Annotated in this window: 16 protein-coding genes; 4 read left to right on the plus strand and 12 right to left on the minus strand. The window is 34.2% G+C overall.

The annotated features are described in order from the left end of the window. Positions 1-72: 72 nt before the first annotated feature. From AC1RRN_RS20185 to AC1RRN_RS20195, 3 genes are all read right to left on the minus strand, one after another. Positions 73-2,169: a protein-disulfide reductase DsbD family protein gene (locus tag AC1RRN_RS20185; protein ID WP_492969027.1), complete on the minus strand. Its 2,097-nt coding sequence runs from the start codon at positions 2,167-2,169 to the stop codon at positions 73-75. After that, positions 2,169-3,479, minus strand: a complete 1,311-nt coding sequence (tilS, locus tag AC1RRN_RS20190; RefSeq protein WP_492969028.1) for a tRNA lysidine(34) synthetase TilS — start codon at positions 3,477-3,479, stop codon at positions 2,169-2,171. The genes AC1RRN_RS20185 and tilS overlap by 1 nt, the downstream gene beginning before the upstream one ends. 228 nt (positions 3,480-3,707) lie before the next feature. Then, entirely contained in the window at positions 3,708-4,991 is a 1,284-nt protein-coding gene (locus AC1RRN_RS20195; RefSeq protein ID WP_492969029.1) for an anthranilate synthase component I family protein, read from the minus strand. 220 nt (positions 4,992-5,211) lie between these two features. Between AC1RRN_RS20195 and AC1RRN_RS20200 the strand changes: the two genes are divergently transcribed. Both AC1RRN_RS20200 and AC1RRN_RS20205 read left to right on the plus strand, forming a co-directional pair. After that, a complete protein-coding gene (locus tag AC1RRN_RS20200) occupies positions 5,212-6,105 on the plus strand; it encodes a DUF4349 domain-containing protein (protein WP_492969030.1) in 894 nt (297 codons plus the stop codon). Between the two features lie 209 nt (positions 6,106-6,314). Beyond that, the gene (locus AC1RRN_RS20205; protein WP_492969031.1) at positions 6,315-6,689 is read left to right on the plus strand and encodes a DoxX family membrane protein; all 375 of its coding nucleotides are present in this window, start codon (positions 6,315-6,317) and stop codon (positions 6,687-6,689) included. A gap of 58 nt (positions 6,690-6,747) precedes the next feature. Here AC1RRN_RS20205 and AC1RRN_RS20210 read toward each other — a convergent pair whose 3' ends face one another. From AC1RRN_RS20210 to AC1RRN_RS20220, 3 genes are all read right to left on the minus strand, one after another. After that, positions 6,748-7,290, minus strand: coding sequence for a lipocalin family protein (locus AC1RRN_RS20210; RefSeq protein WP_492969032.1), 543 nt, complete (start codon positions 7,288-7,290; stop codon positions 6,748-6,750). 166 nt (positions 7,291-7,456) lie between these two features. Next, complete coding sequence (gene lpdA, locus AC1RRN_RS20215) at positions 7,457-8,860, minus strand: dihydrolipoyl dehydrogenase (protein ID WP_492969033.1); 1,404 nt, start codon at positions 8,858-8,860, stop codon at positions 7,457-7,459. A 370-nt stretch (positions 8,861-9,230) separates the two neighbouring features. Then, positions 9,231-9,689: an Lrp/AsnC family transcriptional regulator gene (locus AC1RRN_RS20220; protein WP_492969034.1), complete on the minus strand. Its 459-nt coding sequence runs from the start codon at positions 9,687-9,689 to the stop codon at positions 9,231-9,233. A gap of 447 nt (positions 9,690-10,136) precedes the next feature. On the opposite strand from AC1RRN_RS20220, the gene AC1RRN_RS20225 reads away from it, so the two are divergent. Further along, the gene (locus tag AC1RRN_RS20225; protein WP_492969035.1) at positions 10,137-11,381 is read left to right on the plus strand and encodes an aminotransferase class I/II-fold pyridoxal phosphate-dependent enzyme; all 1,245 of its coding nucleotides are present in this window, start codon (positions 10,137-10,139) and stop codon (positions 11,379-11,381) included. A gap of 206 nt (positions 11,382-11,587) precedes the next feature. Here AC1RRN_RS20225 and AC1RRN_RS20230 read toward each other — a convergent pair whose 3' ends face one another. Next, on the minus strand, positions 11,588-13,522 hold the full coding sequence (locus tag AC1RRN_RS20230) for an amino acid permease (protein WP_492969036.1): 1,935 nt from the start codon (positions 13,520-13,522) through the stop codon (positions 11,588-11,590). 634 nt (positions 13,523-14,156) lie between these two features. On the opposite strand from AC1RRN_RS20230, the gene AC1RRN_RS20235 reads away from it, so the two are divergent. Further along, entirely contained in the window at positions 14,157-15,311 is a 1,155-nt protein-coding gene (locus AC1RRN_RS20235; protein ID WP_492969037.1) for a Gfo/Idh/MocA family protein, read from the plus strand. A 163-nt stretch (positions 15,312-15,474) separates the two neighbouring features. On the opposite strand, the gene AC1RRN_RS20240 is transcribed toward AC1RRN_RS20235, so the two are convergent. From AC1RRN_RS20240 to AC1RRN_RS20260, 5 genes are all read right to left on the minus strand, one after another. Next, positions 15,475-18,381: an FAD-binding and (Fe-S)-binding domain-containing protein gene (locus AC1RRN_RS20240; protein WP_492969038.1), complete on the minus strand. Its 2,907-nt coding sequence runs from the start codon at positions 18,379-18,381 to the stop codon at positions 15,475-15,477. Positions 18,382-18,503: 122 nt separating this feature from the next. Then, positions 18,504-19,451: a hypothetical protein gene (locus AC1RRN_RS20245; protein WP_492969039.1), complete on the minus strand. Its 948-nt coding sequence runs from the start codon at positions 19,449-19,451 to the stop codon at positions 18,504-18,506. A gap of 684 nt (positions 19,452-20,135) precedes the next feature. Next, on the minus strand, positions 20,136-20,357 hold the full coding sequence (locus AC1RRN_RS20250) for a hypothetical protein (RefSeq protein ID WP_492969040.1): 222 nt from the start codon (positions 20,355-20,357) through the stop codon (positions 20,136-20,138). A 273-nt stretch (positions 20,358-20,630) separates the two neighbouring features. Continuing rightward, the gene (locus AC1RRN_RS20255) at positions 20,631-21,401 is read right to left on the minus strand and encodes an MAE_28990/MAE_18760 family HEPN-like nuclease (protein WP_492969041.1); all 771 of its coding nucleotides are present in this window, start codon (positions 21,399-21,401) and stop codon (positions 20,631-20,633) included. Then, complete coding sequence (locus tag AC1RRN_RS20260) at positions 21,391-22,527, minus strand: GmrSD restriction endonuclease domain-containing protein (RefSeq protein WP_492969042.1); 1,137 nt, start codon at positions 22,525-22,527, stop codon at positions 21,391-21,393. Before AC1RRN_RS20260 ends, AC1RRN_RS20255 begins: the two co-directional genes overlap by 11 nt. Between the last annotated feature and the right edge of the window lie 2 nt (positions 22,528-22,529).

Raw genomic sequence — 22,529 nt, forward strand, 5'->3', positions numbered from 1 at the left:
CTTTACTCTTTACTCTTTACTCTTTACTCTTTACTCTTTACTCTTTACTCTTTACTCTTTACTCTTTACTCTTTACTTAAAATTCGAAATCCCTGTTTTTAACCAAGTTAGATATTCTTCAACATCTACATAACTAATTGTCGGTTTTGAACTGTTTAGATTCTTTCCTTCTAAATCAGTTATAACATATAAAGGTTGTGTATTTGTTTTATATTTTGAGATCATAAAGTCCGTCCATTTATCACCAATTGTCTCAATTTTATCTCCTGCTGCAGTTATAAATTGTTCGTTTTCCGGCAATGGTCTTTTGTCATCAACAAAAAGAGAAATCAAAACTACATCATTTTTCAAGATAGGCAATATTATTGGATCTGACCATACATTATTTTCCATTTTTCTACAATTTACACACGCATGACCTGTAAAATCAAGCATAATAGGTTTGTTGATTTCTTTCGCGTAAGCTAATCCGTCTTCGTAATCTGTAAAAATCATTATACCGTGTGGACCTAATTCAGCACCTTTTGGCAAACCTTTTATTTCTCCAGTATTTACATTTGAATTTGACGAACCTCCCACTCCAAACGGACTTTCACTATAGGTTTGAGGCGGTGGAAAAGCACTAATTAATTTTAATGGCGCTCCCCAAAGTCCCGGAATTAAATAAACCGTAAAACTTAAAACCAAAAGTCCAAAAGACAATCTTCCAACTGAAATATGATTCGTTGGACTATCGTGTGGTAATGTAATTTTTCCAAATAAATACAGCGCCAAAGTTCCGAAAATAGCAATCCAGATCGCTAAAAACACTTCTCTTTCTAATAAATGCAATTGCAAAACTAAATCGGCATTGGATAAAAATTTGAAAGCCAAAGCCAATTCTAAAAATCCTAAAACCACTTTTACCGTATTTAACCATCCACCAGATTTTGGCAAAGAATTTAACCAGCCCGGAAACATTGCAAACAACATAAATGGAAGTGCCAATGCTGATGAAAATCCTAACATTCCAACAACCGGCGCAATTCCTCCATTTGAAGCAGCGTCTACTAATAATGTCCCAACAATTGGTCCTGTACAAGAAAAGGAGACAATTGCCAAAGCCAAAGCCATGAATAATATACCAATGATACCACCTTTATCAGCTTGTTGATCAGCTTTGTTTGCCCATGAATTTGGAAGCATAATTTCGAATGCTCCTAAAAACGAAGTTGCAAAAACAATCAAAATCACAAAGAATATCAAATTGAACCAAACATCTGTAGATAATGCATTTAATGCATCGGCACCAAAAATCTTAGTTACAATTAAACCTAATATTACGTAAATAGAGATAATTGAAAGTCCATATATAATTGCGTTTCTAATTCCTTTTGCTCTGCTTTTACTCTGTTTCGTAAAGAAACTCACGGTCATTGGAATCATTGGAAAAACACATGGTGTCAATAAAGCGGCAAAACCACCTAAAAACGCAAGAAAAAAGATCGACCATAGACTTCTGGTTGGTGCAGGAGGTGGAATATCATTATCTTTTGAATCAGCAACTTCAGCTTTAGCTGGTTCCGATTTAACTTCTTTTGTTACAGTTGATAAAGTATCGACAGCAATTCCAGTTACTTTTGTTTCATCTTTTTTTAGTTCAGAAACCGTTGCAACAGCTTCCATTTTGAAAGAGGCCGGAATGACAATAGAGAATTTTTTATTCGAATTGATACAAACTTCTTTACAAACCTGAAAATCAAAATCGACATCAACCGTTTTCAAATCCGGATTTGTAATCGTAATTTCCTGTTCGATGTGGGCTTTTCCTTCAAAGAAAGTTTCATTCACACCAAATACATCATTAAAGGCAGTTCTCGTTTTTCCCTCTTTGGCTTTTCCAACCAAATTGTAGTTTCCTTTTTGATTTTTAAATACAATTTCTAACGGAAGCGGCCCTCCATCTGGCGTAAATTGCGAATACATATGCCAGTCTTTCTCAATAGTTCCATCAAAAATTAAAACAGCATTTGTTCCTGATTTCTTTTCGATTTTAGCGGTCCATTTTACCGGTTCTAAAATCTGGCCATTACCTTTTGCAAAAGCAAAAATGAAAAACAACAAAAAAATAATGGTTTTATTCCAGATACTTTTTGAAGTTATCGTTTGATAGGATTGAGTAAAGTTCATTATTGTAATTCTATTTTAAGTATATTATTAGTGGTATTTTCTATTTTAAAACGTTCATCCTGCCTGATTCCGATAACCCATACAATTTGATTATCTGAACACAAAATCCATGTTTTTTCCTTTTCAATCAACGATAATTTTTCATCTTTAAAAAGCTTACTGACTTTTTTAGATTTTCCATTCATTCCAAACGGATGAAAAACATCACCTTCATTCCATTTACGTAAAACCAAAGGAAACTGGATTTTTTCGGCGTCCACAAAGATAGCTTTATTTGAATCTAATGTAATGTCGTCTACCTGACAAAGCCTCAATTTTAAGGGAAAATTAACGTCTTGATCTTCTTTATTAATGTGATATTCGTCCTTTTCATCCTCTTCAGAAATTGGACTTAAAATCAATGTATTTCTGTTTTTCAACAATCTAAATTCCCCTGAAAATACTTGTTTCCCGGATTGTCCATCGACTAAATCATAAATATCATTCCACGCCAAAAAACCAAATTCATTCAGCCATTGGTACAAATACGATTTATAATTGGGTAATTTTTGAAGCTGATTTAAATCAAAATGAATATCATCACCCACTTCTTTCGCGACTTGTTGGTAAATCATAATCGAAGCATCTTCAACCATTTCTTTTGATTCCTGCAAATAAGATTGTGTTTTCTGAAAAGCATTCAAAAAATTGGGATTGATTTCTTTAAGCAGCGGAACTAAATCATGGCGAATTTTATTTCGAAGATATTTATTGGATGCATTGCTGCTGTCTTCACGCCATTCTATATTATTTTCTTCGGCATATTCCAGGATTTCATCTCTTGAAAAAGGCAAAAGCGGACGGCTAATTTTATCATTTTGCTCCGGAATTCCTGTTAATCCATCTAAACCGGTTCCGCGAGTTAAATTGATGATAAAAGTTTCCAGATTATCGTCAGCATGATGCGCTGTTAAAATATAATCGAATTTTTCTGTTTCTAAAAGTTCATAAAACCAACTGTAACGAAGTTCTCTCGCTGCAACTTGTGTAGAAAGTTTATAATCTTTTGCAAAAGCTTCTGTATCAAATTGAGTGATAAAAACAGGAATTTCATTTTGATCGCAATAGTTTTGAATAAAACTTTGATCACCAAAACTTTCTAATCCACGCAATTGAAAATTGCAGTGTAAAACGGCAATTTCATATGGTAATTGTTGGAACAAATGCAATAAAACCATACTGTCTAAACCACCACTTACAGCCAGAAATAGTTTTTTATCTTCCAGAAATGGAAACCGTGAAATGATGTGATTTTGAAATTTTGAAAACATTTGATAAAAGTAGAAAATTAAATTGAATCTATTTTTAAATGAAATGTTAAGCGTGCTTTTTTGCGACGAAATGTACTAATTTTTACTAATTATTTTTCTCGCAGATTTAAAAGGATTTAAGCAGATAAACGCAGATTTATTTTAATAAAATCTATTTAAATCTGCCTAAATCTCCAGAATCTGCGTGAAACAAAATCCTTTTGATTACTTAATCTATAGCTAACTTTTTTATCGCAAGACCTCATGCATTGCTTTAGCCTTTAAAAAACATTCTTCATATTCTTTTTCCGGATCAGATTGCGCTGTAATGGCGCTTCCAACAGAAAAGGAAACATATTGATTTTCCTGATTGTACAAAATACTTCTGATAACCACATTAAAGTCAAAATCGCCTTCTGGTGTAAAATAACCAACAGCGCCGCTATATAATCCGCGTTTGGTTTCTTCCAGATTTTCTATGATTTTCATTACTGAAATCTTTGGAGCGCCTGTCATACTTCCCATTGGGAAAGTCGTTTTTAAAACATCAACCGGAGCATATTGTGTATCTACTTTTGAAGTTATCGTTGAAATCATTTGATGAACCTGCAAAAAAGAATAAATCTTGCAAAGTTCCACAACTTCTACAGAACCTTTTTGCGCAGTGTGTGATAAATCATTTCTAACCAAATCGGTAATCATGATATTTTCTGCACGTTCTTTTGAATCTGATTCCAGAAATTGTTTTGATTTTTCATCTTCAACAGGATTTGAAAATCGTTTTGAAGTTCCTTTTATAGGTTGAGAAATAATGGTTTCACCTACTTTTTTCAGATAACGTTCCGGAGAAGCTGAAAGCAAATATTGTTTATTATTTTTAAAGAAAACCGAAAACGGTGCCTTCGAAATTTCATTTAGTTTCAGAAATTTTTCTAACGGATTGATAACAGCATTTTCAGCATAAAACTCCATGCAGAAATTGGCTTCATACATATCACCTATGTAAATATGTTCCAGCATTTTTTTTACTTTTTCAATATAAGAATCTCTGGAAATACGCTGTTCAATTTTTAAAGATGAACTTTCGACTTTCGACTTTGGACTTTGGACTATTTCATTAAAATCATCTTCAACCTCATCATCACAAAGCAATAAATATTTAATTTCAAGTTGGTTTCCTTTCAATAAAAATATTTTTTTTGGCTGAAAGAAAAACAAATCCGGAAAATCCAATCCATCAAAATTAGCCGATTTTAAAGCTTCGACATCATTTTTCAGATCGTAAGTCAAATAACCAAAAAGCCAGTCTTTAGTAGTTTGCTGATATTGTTTTAAATCATCAAAAGCATTTTGAAAATCGGTTTTTAAAGAAGTGAAAGCATCAACAGCCAGCACACAATCAAAATTAGAATATTCTTGCGTATGCGAATTGCTGTCTAAAAAAACAACCTCGCGAAATTGCTGTGACCATGTTAGAAGTTGCTCTTTAAACTGCTCTGGATTTGAAATAGGTTTATGAATAGAAACTCTCAAAAAAGTATAAATTTTAGACTTCAAAATTACGACAAAAAAAATCCTTCAATAAAATTATACCGAAAAATTATTGGCACACTTTTTAGTATATCGAATTAGTGCTAATTATTAAAACTTTTCCTGCCATTTGATTAAAAAATTACTCACGCTGTTATTAACGTACAAAACCCTATTTACATGGTGTAAATAGTTTATTTATTAATCAAATTTTATAACCTTTATGAAAACAATTGCACAATTAGGTTTGACTACCTTGATGATTATCGCATTACTATTTTCCTGTAAAAAAGCAGATTACGCTTCTGAAGAATCTGCAGATTACAAAACCACAGCAGACAGCACGGCTGTTTCCTCAACAGCAGCAGTGGAACCCAAAAACAGCTCGCAGAAATTTATTCGAACCGCTGATATTAAATTCAAGGTAAAAAACGTCGTCAAATCTACTTATACAATTGAAAATGCTGTGGCAAAATTTGGAGGTTTTGTTACGTACACCAATCTTCAAAGCAATATTCACGATCAGATTAAAACTAAAATCAGCCAGGACAGCACGCTGGAAACCACTAAGTTTTCGGTAGAAAATAATATTACCATTCGTGTTCCCAACACGCAGCTTGACACCGTAATTAAAAGCATTGCCAAACAAATCGACTTTCTGGATTTCAGAGTTATCAAAGCTGATGATGTTTCATTGAAATTATTGGCCAATCAGCTTTCTCAAAAAAGAAGTACCACAAATGAAAAAAGAGTTGAAAAAGCAATCGATACAAAAGGCAAAAAAATAAATGATATTATGGAGGCCGAAAATGCTTTAGCTAATCAAAAAGAAGCTAATGATACTAAGACTATCGAAAATTTATCGATGCAGGATCAAATAAATTTTAGCACGATTACTTTACAACTTTATCAAAATGAAACTATTAAACAGGAAATAACGGCGGGCGAAAAAGACAGTGCTTATTACAAACCTAATTTAGGCATTCAGATTATTGATTCATTAAAAACGGGTTGGTATATCCTACAGTCAATTTTGGTTTTTTTGCTTAATCTTTGGCCTTTTATTTTAATTAGTTTGGGTGGATTTTTTCTCTATAGAAAATATGGCAAGAAATAAGAAAAGTGTTAATAAAATAGCAATATCATAATGAAAAAAGCGTTATATTTGATATAGCATTCAATTAATCCCAAAATAGGATTATTTTGATTGTAAAATCCTTAATTAAAGTGTCATTAAATATTAAATTTCATTTTTATTAGGATATAAAGCGCAACGATTTCAGCAGATAACTATATTTTTTTAACCTCTTAAAAATCCTAAGTATTATGAAAATTGCTACAATTATTGTCCGCGTGTTAATTGGTCTTTTGCTTCTTTTTGCTTCGATCAGTTATTTTTTCCACCTAATGCCAGAACCAGAAACCACAGGCAATTTTAAAGCCTTTAATGTAGGTTTAATGGCTTCAACTTATTTAATGCCCTTGGCTAAATCAATTGAATTGCTTTGCGGAATTGCATTTGTAACAGGACGTTATGTAACTTTAGCTAATATTTTGATCTTACCAATTACAGTAAACATTTTGTTTATCAATTATTTTCTGGCTCCGGAAGGTCTTCCAATTGCAATACTTTTATTTCTGGCCAACTTATTTTTGATTTACAGATATTGGGATAATTATAAAAGTGTTTTCACAGCATAAATCACTTTCACATTAAAATAAATAAACCCGACAACTTTAAAAATTGTCGGGTTTACTTTTAATTGGCCTTATTATGTTCGACCCAAACGAGATCTGAAATATTATAACCAATTTCCTGTGCTTTTATAAGATAATCTGCTTTTATACTTTCAGGAATTGTAGTTTCTCTCGAAAGTATCCACATGTATTTTAAGCTTTCGCCTGCAACAAGTGCATATTTATAATCCGGATCAACAGCAATTACATTATAACCGGAATAAAAAGGACCAAAAAATGAGACCTTAAGCATGCCAACATTGTCCTTTTTGACGAACTTGGCTTTCCCGATGCTTTCTTCCCACTTGTCTTTTTTGACATTATAGCCCCTGTTATCAACTTTAATCGTTCCGCCATCCTTAAGAGAATATTCGGCCGTTACGTTGTTTAAATTTTTCTCCCATTTATAATCCAGTCTTGCAATTTCAAACCATTTTCCAAGATACTTTGCTTTGTCAAAATTAGTGACTGCAACAGCTTTTTTCGGAATGGTTGATTTGCACGAAGCAAGTACAAATGCTATTCCTGCTCCTATTAGAATTGGAGCTATATATTTATTTTTCATAATGTTATCTTTTTAAAGAAGTAAAGATAGCATCAGAATTCTACATCTAATTTACAAAATTATTTTTGAATTTTATATTATATGAAGCAGAAAATTACCGCAAAAGAAAACCCATCAATCCCGAAACTTCGGGACTGATGGGTTTTAAAATATAATTTTACGTAGCTTATACGTGTAATGCTCTATTGTCTGTAGCTGCCAAAGCTGCTTCTTTTACCGCTTCCGCGAAAGTTGGATGCGCGTGGCTCATTCTTGAAATATCTTCAGCAGAAGCTTTAAATTCCATTGCAGTAACCGCTTCAGCAATTAAATCTGCTGTACGTGCTCCAATCATGTGAACTCCTAAAACCTCATCTGTTTTAGCATCAGCAATGATTTTTACGAATCCGTCTAAATCTCCACTTGCTCTTGCACGACCTAAAGCTTTGAAAGGAAAACTTCCTACCTTATATTCTGTTCCTGAAGCTTTTACCTGCTCTTCAGTTTGTCCCACTGCAGCAACTTCTGGCCAAGTGTAAACAACACCAGGAATTAAGTTATAATCGATATGTGGTTTTTGACCTGCTAAGATTTCAGCAACCATTGTTCCTTCTTCTTCCGCTTTATGTGCCAACATTGCTCCACGAACAACATCTCCAATTGCATAGATATTTGGAACATTAGTTTGTAAATGATCGTTTACTTCAACTTGTCCTCTGTCTGAAATTTTAACTCCGGCTTTGTCAGCATTTAATCCGTCTGTGTAAGGACGACGACCAACAGAAACTAATGAATAATCTCCTTCTAAAGTTATTGTTTCTCCTTTTGCATTTTCAGCCTGAACAGTAACAGCATCGCCATTTCTTTCAACCGATTTTACTTTGTGAGAAACGTAGAATTTCATTCCTTGTTTTTTCAATACTTTAGTCAATTCTTTAGACAAAGCACCATCCATTCCAGGAATAATTCTGTCCATGAATTCTACTACAGAAACCTGAGCTCCTAAACGTAGGTAAACTTGTCCAAGCTCGATTCCGATAACGCCACCACCAATAATTACTAAGTGTTTTGGAACTTCTTTTAAAGCCAAAGCCTCAGTTGAAGTGATGATTCTTTCTTTATCAATTTTGATAAAAGGCAAAGAAGATGGTTTTGAACCTGTAGCGATTACAGTATATTTTGCTTCGATAGTTTCAGAAGTTCCGTCTGCTTTTGCAACTGCAATGTGTGTTGCATCTACGAAAGAACCTAAACCATTGAAAACAGTAATTTTATTTTTATCCATTAAGTAGTTGATTCCACCTACGGTTTGATCTACAACGGCTTGTTTGCGTGCGATCATTTTCTCTAAATTGATTTTTACATCTCCGGAAACTTCGATTCCGTGATCTGCAAAATGAGCAATTTCAGCATAATGATGAGAAGAAGAAAGTAATGCTTTTGAAGGAATACAACCTACGTTAAGGCAAGTTCCGCCTAATGAATTATATTTTTCTACAATTGCAGTTTTGAAACCTAATTGTGCGCAACGAATTGCTGATACATATCCGCCAGGACCTGAACCTATAATGACTACGTCAAATGAACTCATAGTTTGTCTATTTTATTTTTAGCGATACAAAATTAAGGAATAAAGTTTTGTTTAAAGTTTAAATCTCAATGTTTTTTGTGTGAAATTTTGGGTGTGGGTTTTCTGCCACAAAGGCTCAAAGACACAAAGTTTTTTGTTTTTTTAGTCTCGCAAAGACGCGAAGGCGCAAAGTTTATACTCAAGCTTGTCATCCTGAGGAACGAAGGATCACACTAGAGGCTCGTCATGCAAAATCGCCAATCTTTGTCGAGTTACGTGTGTGATCCTTCGTTCCTCAGGATGACAAACTGGGTGTAGACGGACTGCAGTGCGTCTCTACAGAAAAACCTTTGAACCTTTGCCCCTCTGAATCTTTGAACCTTTGAACCTTCTAAAAAGAAATCACTGTAGAATTCTTTACTTCGCTAATCATAAACATACTTTGTGTGCTTCCAATATGTTGCAAAGAAGTTAATTTGGTTACCAAAAATTCCCTGTAAGCTTCCATATCTTTTACTAATACTTTCAAAATATAATCGTAATCGCCACTTACATGATGACATTCTAAAACTTCATTTAGTTTGATGACTTCGCTTTCGAATTTAGTTAGAAATTCTTTTGTGTGCTGAATGAGTTTTAGATGACAGAAAACCACAAAACCTTTATCTATTTTGGATTTATCGACTAATGCTACATAGTTTTTAATTATTCCTTCGCGCTCTAATTTTTTGATTCTTTCGTAAACCGCCGTAACAGAAAGATCAAGTTTTAATGATAATTCTTTGGTTGTCTTTTTACTGTCGGTTTGAAGTAAAACCAAGAGCTTTTTATCTGTAGCGTCTAAAGTCATTTTAGTTGATGGTTTTTAGTTGATCGTTGATAGTTTATGGAAGAGAAAGAAAATCTATCAATTTAATTTTTTCAATTCAAATTTAGATTAAAAATCCTTATAAATGAATTTTTATAGTTTTAAAATCTAAATATGAACTTTATAATTGATTAATTTTCTAAATAGCTTTTATTTTGAATGGATTTTCTTTTGAAAAGAGTGCCCTAGCCCAGATTACTTCACTATACTTTTATTTTAATCGGGAGTTCAGTGAATTTCATTTGAAGAGTAAAGCCCGGAGTAAAAAAGGCATAAGTTTCTTGTTTTAAAAAAGCGACCAATGGAAGCTCTTTTTAAAACATTAGAAACTTTGCATTTTATGAGGACTTGAAACGGAAAGCTGGAATAGCTCCTTATCAATTTCAAAACTCAATTTCAAAAAACAATAAAATATCAATTCAAGAACTTATGAAAAACTTTAATCCAGCAGATAAAATTCAGGATTTGCAGTACTTTGGTGAATTTGGAGGTGTAAATCCTTCGATTTCTGATTCTTCGACTTATACTTTTCTTTCAGCTAAAACTATGTTTGATACTTTTGAAGGGAATATGGAAGGCTGCTATTTATATTCGCGCCATTCGTCGCCAAGTAACTTATATTTAGATCAGGCTTTGGCAGCAATGGAAGGAACAGAAACAGCAAATGTTTCGGCTTCGGGAATGGGGGCGATTACGCCTACTCTATTACAGCTTTGCGGCGCTGGCGACCACATTGTTTCAAGTCGAACGATTTATGGTGGAACTTATGCTTTTTTGAAGAATTTTACACCTCGATTCGGAATTGAAACAAGCTTTGTTGACATTACAAAACTTGACGTTGTAGAAGCTGCAATTACGTCAAAAACAAAAGTTTTGTATTGTGAAACGGTAAGTAATCCATTATTAGAAGTGGCTGATATTGCTGGTTTGGCTAAAATTGCTAAAAAACATAATTTGAAATTGGTTGTCGATAATACCTTCTCACCTTTATCTGTTTCGCCTGCAAAATTAGGAGCTGATATCGTGATTCACAGCTTAACAAAATACATTAACGGAAGCAGCGATACAGTTGGCGGTGTAACTTGTGCCTCTAAAGAATTTATCAATTCGCTGAAAAATGTAAACTCTGGAGCAAGTATGCTTTTGGGACCAACTATGGATAGTTTGCGATCGGCTTCGGTAATGAAAAATCTTCGTACGTTACATATCAGAATTAAACAGCACAGTCATAATGCTCATTTTTTGGCGGATCAATTCGAAGCTGACGGTTTAAAAACGGTTTATCCGGGATTGAAAAGTCATCCGAGTCATGAATTGTACAAAACGATGATTAATCCTGAATATGGTTTTGGTGGAATGCTGACAATTGATGTTGGGACTTTGGAAAAAGCCAATGAATTAATGGAATTGATGCAAGCAAGAAACTTGGGTTATTTGGCGGTAAGTTTAGGTTTTTATAAAACACTTTTTAGCGCGCCGGGAACCTCAACTTCTAGTGAAATTCCTCTTGAAGAACAAAAAGAAATGGGATTGACAGATGGTTTGATTCGTTTTTCTATTGGGTTGGATAATGATATTCAGCGTACTTATGAGATGATGAAAGCTTGCATGATTGAACTTGGAATTTTGAATTCCGCAAAGATTCGCAAAGAAGTTTTCGCAGAGGTTCGCTAAGTTATACGCAGATTTTAAAAAAATATCGCTACTGTTTGTCATTCCGACGGAGGAAGGATAACACAAGAAACTCGACATAGATTGACGCTTCTCTTTGCGGAATTACTAGTGTGATCCTTCCTTCGTCAGGATGACAAAACTGAGATAATAAAAAAGCCGTTCTGAAATGATTCTCAGAACGGCTTTTCACATATAACTTTTTACGTCTAACTCACAACTTGAGTATTCAGCTTACTATTTTTTCTACTATAAGTAAAGTAAATAAACAATCCGATTAATAACCAGATTGTAAAGTAAATCCAGTTCCAAACGCTTAATTCGGCCATCATATACAGACAGCAGATTAATCCTAAAAGTGGAATTAAAGATAAATTTTGTCTGAATGACCAAACCGCTAATCCAACTAAAACGAAAAGGAAAATCCACATTGGAATTTTGTGTTTGAATAGGCTGAAACCTGATTCGTATTTTAGAGAATCGTTGATTGGCAAACCTTTTACAACTTCAGCATATTTAGCATCGTCATCCTGATATTGGCTTAATAAATGCTCTAAATCTGAAGTTTCGGCAGTTTTATTTTTAACATCGATACTTTCCAAATAATTGAAAACTTTTGCTGATTCTTCTTTATCTAAAGCCGTAATAATCGTCGTTGCATCGTTAATTTGCGCTTCATTATTAATAAAAGCCATTGTCGCTTTATTGTTGAAAGCAAAAGCATAATACAATCCGGCAAGCATTAAAACAGGCATAATGAATTTTGAATTCACATAGGGTGTTTTGAATTTTCCTCTCGGAATTTCTGGTTTATTTTGTAAAACCAAAACTCCGGCACAAACCAATACAAAGGCAAATAAGGTTCCGATACTGCATAAATCGGTAACCATTGTCAAATTCAAAAATAAAGCTGGAACGGCAACCACAAAACCGGTTACAATTGTCGCAAATGAAGGTGTTTTGAATTTTGGATGCACTGTAGAAAATTTCTTTGGTAATAAACCGTCACGGCTCATACTCATCCAGATACGCGGCTGTCCCATTTGGAAAACCAACAATACGCTCGCCATCGCAATTACAGCACTAACGGCTATAATTCCCGACATCCATTTTAAGTTTAATTTATCGAAAACAAACGCCAGAGGATCTCCAACATTCAATTCGTTATAACGTACCATTCCGGTTAAAACCAAGGCAATGGCTATATATAATAAAGTACAAATGATAATTGCCCACATCATCCCGCGTGGTAAATCGCGCTGTGGATTTTTACATTCTTCGGCAGTTGTAGAAATCGCATCAAAACCAATATAAGCAAAGAAAACAGCTGAAACTCCTTTTAAAACACCACTTACTCCATTTGGAGCAAACGGATCCCAATTGGCTGTATCTACATAAAATATTCCGACAGCAATAACCAAAAGAACAATACAAAGTTTTACAACCACCATGATGTTACTCGCATTACGAGATTCTTTCATTCCGCGGTAAACCAAAGCTGTAATTAAAACAATGATAAATAGAGCCGGTAAATCAGCTACAAAATGAAAAGAACCTATTGTTGGTGCGGTTGTCCAGGCTGTATAAGCAGCTTGTAATCCTGAACCTAAATTTTCGTATGTTTTTCCGCCTTGCATTAAAGCTGTGGCATCTTTAAATCCGTTTGAAGCGGTTAAGTAATCCATCTGAATCCATTGTGGTAAATGAATTCCACCGCTCTGGAGCAGTCCGGTAAAATAATCACTCCACGATATGGCTACGGTTATATTTCCGACGGCATATTCCATGATTAAAGCCCAACCAATAATCCATGCAATTATTTCTCCAAAAGCTACATATGAGTACGTATAAGCGCTTCCTGAAACCGGTACCATTGAAGCAAATTCTGCGTAAGCAAAAGCAGCAAAACTACAAGCCAATGCTGTAAATAAAAACAAGAAAATAACAGCTGGTCCTCCATCGGCACTTGCTTTTCCGATTGTACTAAAAATTCCCGCGCCAACAATAGCTGCAATTCCAAAAGCAGTTAAATCTCTGGTCGTTAAATGTTTTCCTAATGCATTATGACCATCTGCTTCGTTTTTTGCAACTTGCTTGAGAATATCTTGTACCGTTTTTTTTCGGAATAAACCTGATAATGCCATATATGATTTTGCTTTTTAAAATTAATTTATATCGGTCTTTGTGGTTTTATTTTGCAAATAATGCAAAAATTATCCTGATTTCAAATATATAAAACCATTTTGTTTTAATGCGAATTATTTTTTGCCACGAAGGCGCGAGGGCACGAAGTTTTTTTAGCTACGAATTGCACTAATTTCCACTAATTGTTTTTTGCCACTAAGGCGCTAAGGCACGAAGCTTTTTTTGCAACCAAGCGTAGGAAATTATTTCTCTCGCAGATTTGGCAGATTTCTATTTCACTGATTAAATAGATTTCTACAGATTTATTTCAGATCAAAATTAAATCTGCTAAATCTGCGAGAAACAAAAACTCAGCGCAAATCAGACTAGATCCGTATCATCCGCGTGCTATTCTCTCATTTCAAATGTATCCGTGTTTTTTGTCACAAATTAAAAAAATTCTCACATTTTTTTACTACTAACCTTAATAAGAATCTTTCATCTTTTTTTTTACATTTGTTACATTATGACAAATGTAAATCATACACTATAATTTATAATTATTTTTGAATGAGTACTTTACAAGAACCACCAATGTAATTTTTCTCAAAAACACTTATTAATAAACCACTACTACTATAAAAACCAAACCACATGGAAAAAATTTCAAGACGATCATTTGTAAATAAATTTGGGGCTGGTATTGGAGCCTCCGTCATCATAACAACACTCCCCTCTTTTTTAACTGCACCCGATCCTGACAAAATACCATACACCGGGAAAAAATTAAATGTTGCCCTTTGCGGTTTAGGAATTTACGCCACAAAGGTTGCGCAAGGTCTGGAGGTTTCTGAATACTGTACGCTTGCCGGAATAGTTACCGGTACTCCTGAAAAAGCAACCAAATGGAAAGCGAAGTACAATATCCCTGATAAGAACATCTATAATTATCAAAATTTTGATGAGATCGCCAACAACAAAGATATTGACTTAGTGTATGTGATACTGCCAAATAGCATGCACAAAGATTTTGTTATTCGCAGCGCGAAAGCCGGCAAACATGTTATTACCGAAAAACCTATGGCAATTACAGTCAAAGAATGTGAGGAAATGATTAAAGCCTGCAACGATAATAAAGTACAATTGGCTGTTGGTTATCGTTTACATTATGAACCTACACACATGGAAATCAAACGACTAGGACAAGAAAAAGTTTTCGGAAAAGTACGCTATATAGAAACATCCCTCGGATACAAAACCTACGATACGATTGCCAAAAAACCTGTAAACATAAATGATCCAAGCGTATGGCGGTTAAATAAAAAATTATCCGGAGGTGGTCCGCTAATGGATCTGGGAATTTATTGTATCCAGGCAAGTCGCTATATTTTAGGAGAAGAACCAATCGCTGTAACTGCTCAATTTGGAACTATAAATGATAAAAACAGATTTTCAGAAACAGAAGAAAGTATTTCGTGGCAAATGGAATTTCCAAGCGGTGCGATGGCCAATTGCAATTCTTCTGTTGGTTATTATATTGACCGAATTTATGCAACTGCAGACGAGGGTAATTTCCAATTAAGTCCGTCTTTAAGTTATGGCCCCTATGAAGGAAAAACATCAAAAGGACCTTTGAAGTTTCCTGAAATTAATCAACAGCAAACGCAAATGGATGAAATTGCAAAAGTACTTTTAGAAAACAAAAAACTACCCAATCATATTACCGGCGAAGAAGGTTTAAAAGATATCAAAGTCATAAACGCCATTTACAAAGCTGCTGAAACTGGGAAGAAAGTCTCACTAAAGTAGTTTTGCCACAAAGGCTCTAGGACACAAAGTTTTTTTGCCACGAATTTCACAAATTTTCACGAATTTTTTGTTTCTAATCTTTAATAAAAAATCTGCTCAATCTGCTCAATCTGCGTGAGAAAATAATTAGTGGAAATTTGTGTAATTTGTGGCAAACATTTTTTTACTTCAAACAAGCTCTTAAAATACTCACGGGATGCTGTGCTTCCCTACTCGTTCCATCATAAATTTGATGACGGCAACTTGTTCCTGCAGCAGCGATTTTTACGTTTTCGGCAGTGTTTCTTACTTTTGGGAATAACGTATCTTCTCCCATTTGCATGCTCACCTGATAATGTTCTTTTTCGTAGCCAAAAGATCCCGCCATTCCGCAGCAGCCCGAATTGTAAATGGTAACCGTATTATTTTTAGGTAAATTCAGCATGGCGAAAGTCGCTTCAACAGAACTCAATGATTTCTGATGACAATGTCCGTGAATTTTAATTTCTTTCGATTCTTCAGAGAATGAATCTGGCGTTATTTTACCATCAATAATTTCTTTTTTGAAGAATTCTTCGATTGTATAAGTATCGTGTGATAGTTTTTCAGCCACTTCTTTATCATCTGCCAAACGCAAATATTCATCTCTAAAAGTCAAAATGGCCGAAGGCTCAATTCCGATTAATGGCGCTTTCGCGGAAATTAAATCCTTGAAAATATTCACATTGGTATTGGCGATTTTCTTGGCTTCTTCCAGAAAACCTTTTGATAAATACGTTCTTCCGCTTTCTTCGTGATCTACGATTAAAACTTCATAACCCAATTTCGTCAATAACTCAAAAGCATCAATTCCGATATTCACATCATAATAATTCGTGAATTCGTCATTAAACAAATATACTTGTCCGTTCGGGAAATCCTGATTTTGTTTCTTCTGATTTTCAAACCATTTTTTGAAAGTCTTTTTCGCCAAAAGCGGAACTTGTCTTTCCGGTGCAATTCCCATCGATTTCTTAATCAATGACTGATTCGAAATAAAGTTGGTTATCGACGGAAACAAACTTCCCATTTTATTCAGTTTTGCGTTGTGGGCAAAAATCTTATTTCGGGTTGAGAATCCGTTTGCTTTTTGGTATTGGTATAAAAACTCGGCTTTAAGCGTTGCAACGTCAACATTACTCGGACACTCGCTGGCGCAGGCTTTACAGCTCACACACAACTCAAAAACTTCGTATAATTCTTTCTGGTCAAACTTATTTTCTTTCTCAGAATAGGTCAAATATTCTCGCAACGCATTGGCTCTTGCACGCGTGGTTTCTTTTTCATTTTTAGTCGCACGATAACTCGGACACATTGCTCCTCCTGCTGATGGTAATTTTCGGCAATCTCCAGATCCGTTGCATTTTTCTGCAGCGCGCAAAATCCCTAAACTGTCTGAAAAATCCTGAAACGTTTTAATATCCGGTTCTATCCTGCCCGAAACCATACGATGGTTTTCATCCATCTTTAAAGCATTGACAATCTTCCCGATATTCAAAACCGAATTCGGGTCAAAAGCTAATTTGATTCGTTTCAGCAATTCGTAATTCGTCTCGCCAATCATAAACGGAATAAACTCTCCGCGCACAATTCCGTCGCCATGTTCCCCGCTTAACGAACCTCTGTATTTCTTCACCAAAATCGCCACATCGGTTGCGATGGTTCTAAAGAGTTCTAAGTCAGATGTTTTCTTCAAATTCAAAACCGGACGCAAATGCAGTTCACCCGCACCCGCATGCGCATAATAAATCGCGCCTTGTCCGTGACGCAACATCATCGCCGAAAACTCTGCAATATAAGCTGGCAAATCGCTCAGTTCAACCGCTGTATCTTCAATCGAATCGGCTGCTTTGTCGTCTCCTACAATGCTTCCCAAAAGTCCGAGGCCGGCTTTTCTCAATTCGTTTACTTTTTCAATATCGGCTCCGTAAATTTTTACAAGAGCATAACCAAAATTATTTTTCTCTAAATCAGCAACCAAAGCATTGGCTTGATTTTCGGCATCTTGTGCATCGTGCGAAGCCACTTCAAACATCATAATCGCTTTCGGTTCTCCCACCAAAAAGAAACGGTTTTTAATGTGTTCGCGATTGGTTTTGGTACAATCCAAAATCGTGTCGTCGATCATTTCTGCTGTGTACAAATGATGTTTCATTGCCACCACAACAGATTCCAGCGATTCCTGAATGCTGTGATAATGCGCCACCACCATAATATTATGCGCTGGCGGTAAATCGTCTACTTTTAAAGTGATTTCATAAGTAAAGGCCAAAGTTCCTTCGCTTCCGCAGAGTAATTTTCCGAGATTTATGGTTGGTTCTGTTCCGCCAAATAATTCTGATTTTAGCAGAATATCAACCGCATACCCCGTATTTCTTCTGTGAATTTCCGGTTTCGGAAACTCTTTTATAATTTCTTCCTGCGTTGCTTTTACCGAAAGTTCGTCGTAAACGCTTTTGTATATTTTATTTTCTAACGTATCGCCTTTGGTTTTCTCGATAAATTCCGCCGAAGTCAGTTCTTTAAAAACCACTTCCGATCCATCGCTCAAAATCGCTTTGATCTCCACAATTTTATCGCGCGTCACACCATAGCGAATCGAAGTTGTTCCCGAAGAATTATTGCCCACCATTCCGCCAATCATACAACGGTTGGAAGTCGAGGTATTCGGGCCGAAAAATACACCATGGGGTTTCAGAAACAAATTCAGTTCATCGCGAATCACGCCGGGCTGCACCGTAACGGTTTTAGCAATCGGGTCAAAATTCAGGATTTTGGTAAAGTTTTTCGAAACATCCACCACAATTCCATCGCCAACGGTTTGTCCGGCCAATGAAGTTCCGGCCGTTCTTGGCGTAATCGAAATGTCATGTTGCGCCGCAAACCGAATCAGTTTACTAATATCTGCGATCGTTTTAGGCACCGCAACCGCTTTTGGTTTAATCCGGTACACCGAAGCATCGGTCGAATAAAGTGTTTTATGAAGATCATCGTATAAAAGTGTTCCTTCCAACGATGCTGATAATTGTTCTAAATCCTTAAGTAGTGACATTTTTGCTGAATATGATTTTACAAAAATAGGTATTTTTTTAAGGTTCAAAGAGGCAAAGGAACAAAGGTTCAGAGGTTTTTTTGTGATGGTTATTAAAATTTAACCGAATCGTCATTATGCCCTTACTTTATCCTTAATGTTGATGCTATTTCTTTGGCTTGATTGAATAAATTATCCTGATAAGTTATGCTGTAATAATGTATAGTTGCTTTATTGTCGCCTAGTAGAACCTGATAAACTTTTATAGGTCTATTCAAATATTTACCTGCAAAGGTGATTTCATAGGCTTCTACATTATTTATAATAATTTTCTTTTCTTCTTTTTTTTCAATTTTAGTGCTCTCGATTATATATTTAGTAATCATTGATTGGGCATATTTTTTTCTTGCTTCAAAATCTGCCATTGGAGGTAGTCCTTCAACCTTTATAAAATTTAGAATGGTTTGACCAAAATTTCCAATACCATTTTCAGTAAAATAGAAATCCTGAGGCGACAAATTGCTAAAAAACTTAAAGTCCGATTTTGAAAGATCCAGATTAAATTTTGCAAAAGCTAAGTAATCCGGATTTGCAGTTTTATCAAAAGTAGAGGTCAATAATCCCGAAAGTATTTCTTGACGGATTTTTTCGTCATCCTTTAAAAATTTACCTTCAGCCATTACACAGAAATCATTGTCTCCAAATATTAAAATAATTCCATCTGATTTTCCTTCCAAACCAGGACAATACATTAAATACGCATCGTAATCTCCAAGTTTAAATTCTTTTTCATAATAAATTATTGCTCCGCTTAATTTGCTTTTTTCTATTGATTCTTTGAAAGTTGCCTTCTCCTTTGAAAAACTTGTTTTTGTAAATTCATGCACACTAACTCTGCCATCACTTTGGCCTTTTCGAAATTTCTCAGAAATTACCATCGAAACTCTTGTGTTTTCAAAATAGGTATGATTACCCGTTTTCTTTACCTCAACTTTGTCTGGAATTTTAAGATCAATTTTATTGGATTGAGCAATTGCATGATGACTTATTAGGCTAATACAAAAAACTAAAATGAATGTTGATAATTTCATGCTGTTTATCTTTTGAGATTTTTGAGCAATAATAGTGTGAATTATTGGAATTTCATTTTTTATCAGGAGCTATTTACTTCGTCAGTCGCTATCGCTCGTGTCCTGCTGCCCTTCCAATCTTTTGTGTCCGCCGCGGCGAACACAAAAGGATTTTCCCTCCCATCAGGGCTAGGGCACTCTTTTTTAAAAGAAGACTATCTTTTTACTTACTAGTTCATTTTTTACAACGATAGCGCAGATTTGTAACCCATGTCCACAAAGTATTTTTTTTTAACGCTTCTTATGTTTAAAAAAATACTCGAATGAGGTTCGAACATAATATTTTTACGTTGGCAACTCCAAATTTGACGTTGACAACGTCAAATTTCAGGTTCGCTTACTCAAAATTTGGGATCATAAACCTCATTTATGAGGCTAGGAACCTCATTTTTTAGGTTAGAAAGCTAAAGTTTGGGGGAGACAACGTAATCAGAGCATGATCGAGCCTCAATTATGGGTTGTGCAATGTCAAAATAGGAATATTTAATTTTAACTTTAGGGTTACGAGACAAGATTGTGCGCACGAGCGAGACGCTCGTGCCAGCAGGAGACTTTGAAGATCGGGTTTATTGCAGAATTAATTGACAAGAAATAGTTACCTAACAATGCCCTCATGCAATATTTACAATCCCTACTTAAAGCACTTTAATTTGATTTGTTGACCGTGTAAATTCCGCCCACAAGTAAAATGACGCCCAGCCCTAAATAAAGGTATCCCTGTTGTTTACCGGATTCGTTGGACGCATTAATTTTTAGTCCTAAAAAATTAATTTCTTTTGTATTATCAGCTATTTTGTTGATACCTATATATCCCACACCGAGACTTATAACGATTAGAATTATTCCTATTATTTTTGATGGACTCATGTTTTTTGAATTTAATTGTTTCTCTAATTTAAGAAAAATATTTTTCAATCAGATGATAATATTCATTTAATCCTAATTGATGAGGGAACATGAAACCCTTCAAACTCAAATAAACACCTTAGAAAACAGCTTTTTTTGGCTGAATGAATTAGCCGAAGTTTTAAATCCTTATTTAAATTTACAATAGGATTTTTTTTGATTTTACAATAATAAAAAAACCTCGATTTTTTAAGATCGAGGTTTTTGGTAATATTAGTATTTTCCAAATGAAAATTATACTTTATATCTTGTTTCTATCTCCTTGAAAGATGCTTCAAGTTTATTTTCCATTATTTCAAGAAAATCAGTAGTTTTAGCTAAGTTGCTTTGTAAAAAATAAGCCTCTCTTGAATATTCTAAGATTTCATCCCTAAAGTTTTCAATAATAGATATCATAATATCTCTCATTTTTTTGATTGAAACTATTTCTAAATCAAAATCTTCGGCTAATTGTAATTCTTTATTACCATGCCCTATTGAATTTCTATTAGCTAAAAGATGATTCTCAATGAATTTCTCTCTGGCCTCATATTGCTTTTTATAGCTTAATCCTATTATTTCATGAATATTTCTAAAAACTGAAGGATTCAAATTGTCGTGAGTATTTATTAAACTTTTATCTTTATTATTATCCAGATCAATTTTTATTATTTTGTTTAATGGAATACCATCCAACTCATTAAATCTAAAAATCAGCTTCATCTCATTAGAGATATTTAATGTACTGGAAGATTTTAAAACCTCACTTGATAAACCTTTTAAGCATATTGCTTTAAAATTTTGCGTTAAATCGGAAACTTTATGCTTATTATCAGCTACATATTTGATGTAAGATTTACTAGTTTTTTTTATATAGCCTTCCCAGTGTGCATACAACAACAAAATTATTGACTTTAGAAGTACTTTATTCTCCTCTTTTTCCGCAATTAATATCAAATCCGAAATTTCTTTTTTTCTCCAAGTCCAATCTTCAATTATTATATCTTCAAGCGTACTATAATTCATGACTCCCAAAATATTCATTAGAGAATTGAATCATTCCTTGAATTCTAGAAAGAGCCTTCTTTCCTCTAGTAGAATTTTCTAAATATTGTGGTTGAGAATAAAGTTTAATTATTTTTTCCTTAAGAAACCCTGGTCCTTGTCCTTCATAAAAATCAATATTCAAAGCCAATCCCGATAAAATAGCTTCAAAACTAGATTGCAAAAATGCACCTTCAAACTCTCCTTTTTCTGGAACAAATTTGCGGAAAGAATATTCTCCTAGTGTAGCATACAATAAATCAAAAACTCTTTTAAAAATTATAATTTCATTATCTAATTCAAAATTTGGATCAGTAATTACATTTGAAGTTTCCTTATCTATAAAATCAGAAAGGAGATCAGAAGTTACATTATAATTAGCAAAGTTAATTTGATTACGCTTAGCAATTAAATATCTTAAAATTAATTCCATTGGGAATTCAATTTCATTTTTAGCTTCAGTAAGTTTGATAGCATTTTTAAAATTCTCATAATTTTTTAATGAATCAATTTTTTGATAAAATGGTTCATCAAGCATTATTATTAAGCAATTTCTGATTTCTTGGGGTTCCAATACTACTGCGCCTGTATTCAGTCTTTTAAACAATTCATATTGTGCCTGTACATTATCCTCTACTAAAATAATTTTTAAATCAAGTTTTGACATTTTAATTATTCGCTGTGCATCAGCTCCTAATGTCTCCCAATCAAGCCCTTCAATAGCAGGTAACTTTTCAGTAAAAGTAAATTTAAAAGGAGGTTTAACATGACCTTTAGAATCTTTAACTTGTAGTAACCCCATAACCTGAAGAATAGTTGATATTCTTTGTAAACCATCAACTATTGTCCATTGTGAACCTTTTTTTTGTGCAATAAATATTGGTGGTGTAGGAATACCCATAAGTAAAGATTCAATAAATCTTGTTTTTTGATCATCTTCCCATCTGAATAACCTTTGATATGAAGGAAATAATTCAATGTCTCCATCTTTATAGACTTGAACTATTTCTCTTATTGCCATACTAAAATTATCAGTCTTGATTTCCTTTCTAATTTCTTGTATTTGACTTTGAAGTTCAATGTTTTTTGCGACTACATCTAATGCCATAT

The sequence above is a fragment of the Flavobacterium sp. GW821-FHT11G01 genome, from assembly GCF_058808175.1.

What these genes read in the sequence shown, in the direction of transcription:
- AC1RRN_RS20185 (WP_492969027.1), bottom strand. Translation starts at nt 2,169, where the DNA reads ATGAACTTTACTCAATCCTATCAAACGATAACTTCAAAAAGTATCTGG.
- tilS (WP_492969028.1), bottom strand. Translation starts at nt 3,479, where the DNA reads ATGTTTTCAAAATTTCAAAATCACATCATTTCACGGTTTCCATTTCTG.
- AC1RRN_RS20200 (WP_492969030.1), top strand. Translation starts at nt 5,212, where the DNA reads ATGAAAACAATTGCACAATTAGGTTTGACTACCTTGATGATTATCGCA.
- AC1RRN_RS20205 (WP_492969031.1), top strand. Translation starts at nt 6,315, where the DNA reads ATGAAAATTGCTACAATTATTGTCCGCGTGTTAATTGGTCTTTTGCTT.
- AC1RRN_RS20210 (WP_492969032.1), bottom strand. Translation starts at nt 7,290, where the DNA reads ATGAAAAATAAATATATAGCTCCAATTCTAATAGGAGCAGGAATAGCA.
- lpdA (WP_492969033.1), bottom strand. Translation starts at nt 8,860, where the DNA reads ATGAGTTCATTTGACGTAGTCATTATAGGTTCAGGTCCTGGCGGATAT.
- AC1RRN_RS20220 (WP_492969034.1), bottom strand. Translation starts at nt 9,689, where the DNA reads ATGACTTTAGACGCTACAGATAAAAAGCTCTTGGTTTTACTTCAAACC.
- AC1RRN_RS20225 (WP_492969035.1), top strand. Translation starts at nt 10,137, where the DNA reads ATGAAAAACTTTAATCCAGCAGATAAAATTCAGGATTTGCAGTACTTT.
- AC1RRN_RS20230 (WP_492969036.1), bottom strand. Translation starts at nt 13,522, where the DNA reads ATGGCATTATCAGGTTTATTCCGAAAAAAAACGGTACAAGATATTCTC.
- AC1RRN_RS20235 (WP_492969037.1), top strand. Translation starts at nt 14,157, where the DNA reads ATGGAAAAAATTTCAAGACGATCATTTGTAAATAAATTTGGGGCTGGT.
- AC1RRN_RS20240 (WP_492969038.1), bottom strand. Translation starts at nt 18,381, where the DNA reads ATGTCACTACTTAAGGATTTAGAACAATTATCAGCATCGTTGGAAGGA.
- AC1RRN_RS20245 (WP_492969039.1), bottom strand. Translation starts at nt 19,451, where the DNA reads ATGAAATTATCAACATTCATTTTAGTTTTTTGTATTAGCCTAATAAGT.
- AC1RRN_RS20250 (WP_492969040.1), bottom strand. Translation starts at nt 20,357, where the DNA reads ATGAGTCCATCAAAAATAATAGGAATAATTCTAATCGTTATAAGTCTC.
- AC1RRN_RS20255 (WP_492969041.1), bottom strand. Translation starts at nt 21,401, where the DNA reads ATGAATTATAGTACGCTTGAAGATATAATAATTGAAGATTGGACTTGG.
- AC1RRN_RS20260 (WP_492969042.1), bottom strand. Translation starts at nt 22,527, where the DNA reads ATGGCATTAGATGTAGTCGCAAAAAACATTGAACTTCAAAGTCAAATA.